The sequence below is a fragment of the Actinoplanes sp. NPDC049599 genome (genome assembly GCF_044465625.1).
Lineage (GTDB): Bacteria > Actinomycetota > Actinomycetes > Mycobacteriales > Micromonosporaceae > Actinoplanes.
This window is the reverse complement of record NZ_JBITLX010000044.1, coordinates 1-1,751: the sequence shown is the minus strand read 5'-3', so window position 1 is coordinate 1,751 and position 1,751 is coordinate 1. Positions and strand designations below refer to the sequence as shown.

The following is a 1,751-nucleotide window of genomic DNA, read 5'->3' as shown; positions in this document are numbered from 1 at the left end:
CCCCCGGTCGCGCCGGTCGCGCCGGTCGCGCCGGTCGCGCCGGTCGCGCCGGTCGCGCCGGTCGCGCCGGTCGCGCCGGTCGCGCCGGTCGCGCCGGCTCGCGGCGGCCGTGGGCAGCCGCGGCGAGCCGGCGTTGGCAGGACCGCCCGGCTCACCGAAAGAGACGGCTCGGGCCGATCCGGCCCAGGATCGCGTGCGCCCGCTCCCAGGCGAGCCCCTCAGTGGCGCCCCAGGATCGGCAGGCAGGATCCCCAGGAATGGGACGACCCGGACGATCTGGGATGTCGCGGTCCACGACGGCCTCGGCGAGCCGCGGAAAGCCGGTCGCACGCCGAGCACCAGGCCGATGCTGCCGCGCGATGGTCAGCCCGGTCGCGGCCCGGACCGCCGAGTTCCTCCGGGTGCTGTGCGTCCCGTGGACCGGCGAGCCGTTCGGCTTCGCCGGAGAGCGCTACCGGGTCGACGACGCGGGAGCCGCCCGCCCCGGTGCGCCGATCATCATCGGCGGACCCCGTGGACACGCTCCTGACCTGGGCACCGGCCGCGGTGCGAGCGCTGAGCCGGCTCACGTCATCACCCGGGACACCTCCGGCGAGGCGTGGGCCGCTGGGCACGCGTCCACAGTGCTCAAGGTCGGCACAGGTCTGCTGACGCCGCGCGACGCCGCCACGGCCCCGTGGTGACGGCGGTCCGCGAGGCGGACCTGCTGCTGGGTGAGCTCATCGCGCCGGCGCTGCCAGTGGTGGAGGCTGAGCTGCCGGAGTCGGCCGTATTCGCGGCGGCCCCCGGCGGCTGGTTGGCGGTGGCTTGGCACCATGACCCGATGGAAATCATCATGACCGTGGCGCTCGTCGTGCTGCTGGCGGGCCTGATCCTGCTGGGCCTGGCGTCGTCGGCGAACTCCCGCCGGGAACAGCAGCGGGCGGCGGCGCGGCTGCGGGCGATCGAGCAGAAGCTGGACGCCGTGGTCGCCCACCTCGGGGTCACCGTGCGCGAGCGGGAGCTGCCCGAGGTGCTCCGGCTGATCGTCGCGGACCAGCGGATCGCGGCGATCAAGGCCTACCGCGATGAGACCGGGGCGAGCCTGCTCGAGGCCAAGAACGCCGTCGACGCGCTCGCCGCCCGGCACGGACGGTGAGCGCGTCCCCGGCCGCTCCCCCAGCTTGGCGGCGCCGACCAGCAGCGCGGCCACCACGCACGTGCCGAAGGTGAACGAGCGGACGTCGAGCGGCACGTCCGGGTCGAGGTCGACGAGCTCTTCCATGACGGTCGGGCCTCCTTTCCGGGTTGTCACAGCGGCCTCCAGGGCGCGTGGTCGATGAAGGAGCCGGTGGGGCTGGGCAGGGCGATGTCGTAGACCTTCTGCCGGGAGACACCGAGGCGGCGATCAGGGCGACCGCGAGGTGGCCGCCGAACGCCTCGGCCCAGCCGGCGGCCGCGGCGAAAGCTCGCCGCGGGGCCACCGGCGGCCCGCGGCGAAGAGCCCGTCGCGGCCGCCGGCGAGGGCCGCGCGCACCTGCTCCGGCGTTACGCCGGCCGATGCGAAGCGCGCACGGACCGGTGGCCGGCCGTCGGGCGAACGGTGCCCCAGGACGGTGTCCCAGTCACTGTCAACCCCGGGTGACACCTGTCCTACGCGGACCTGCTGGACGTGGCCGCCTAGACGAGTGATTCCTAATCTTGGTCGGTGAGCGGCGTGGCGGGTTGATCGGGACGAGAAGGGAGGGCATCGATGGTTGTTTGTGAAGACA

2 protein-coding genes are annotated in these 1,751 nt (G+C 74.5%); both read left to right on the top strand.

Translation table 11 applies throughout. The features are described 5' to 3' along the window. Positions 1-359 precede the first annotated feature (359 nt). Positions 360-683, top strand: coding sequence for a hypothetical protein (locus ACIBQZ_RS40765; RefSeq protein ID WP_396094320.1), 324 nt, complete (start codon positions 360-362; stop codon positions 681-683). After that, the gene (locus ACIBQZ_RS40760; RefSeq protein ID WP_396094319.1) at positions 680-1,138 is read left to right on the top strand and encodes a hypothetical protein; all 459 of its coding nucleotides are present in this window, start codon (positions 680-682) and stop codon (positions 1,136-1,138) included. The genes ACIBQZ_RS40765 and ACIBQZ_RS40760 overlap by 4 nt, the downstream gene beginning before the upstream one ends. Positions 1,139-1,751 lie beyond the last annotated feature (613 nt).

What these genes read in the sequence shown, in the direction of transcription:
- ACIBQZ_RS40765 (WP_396094320.1), top strand. Translation starts at nt 360, where the DNA reads ATGGTCAGCCCGGTCGCGGCCCGGACCGCCGAGTTCCTCCGGGTGCTG.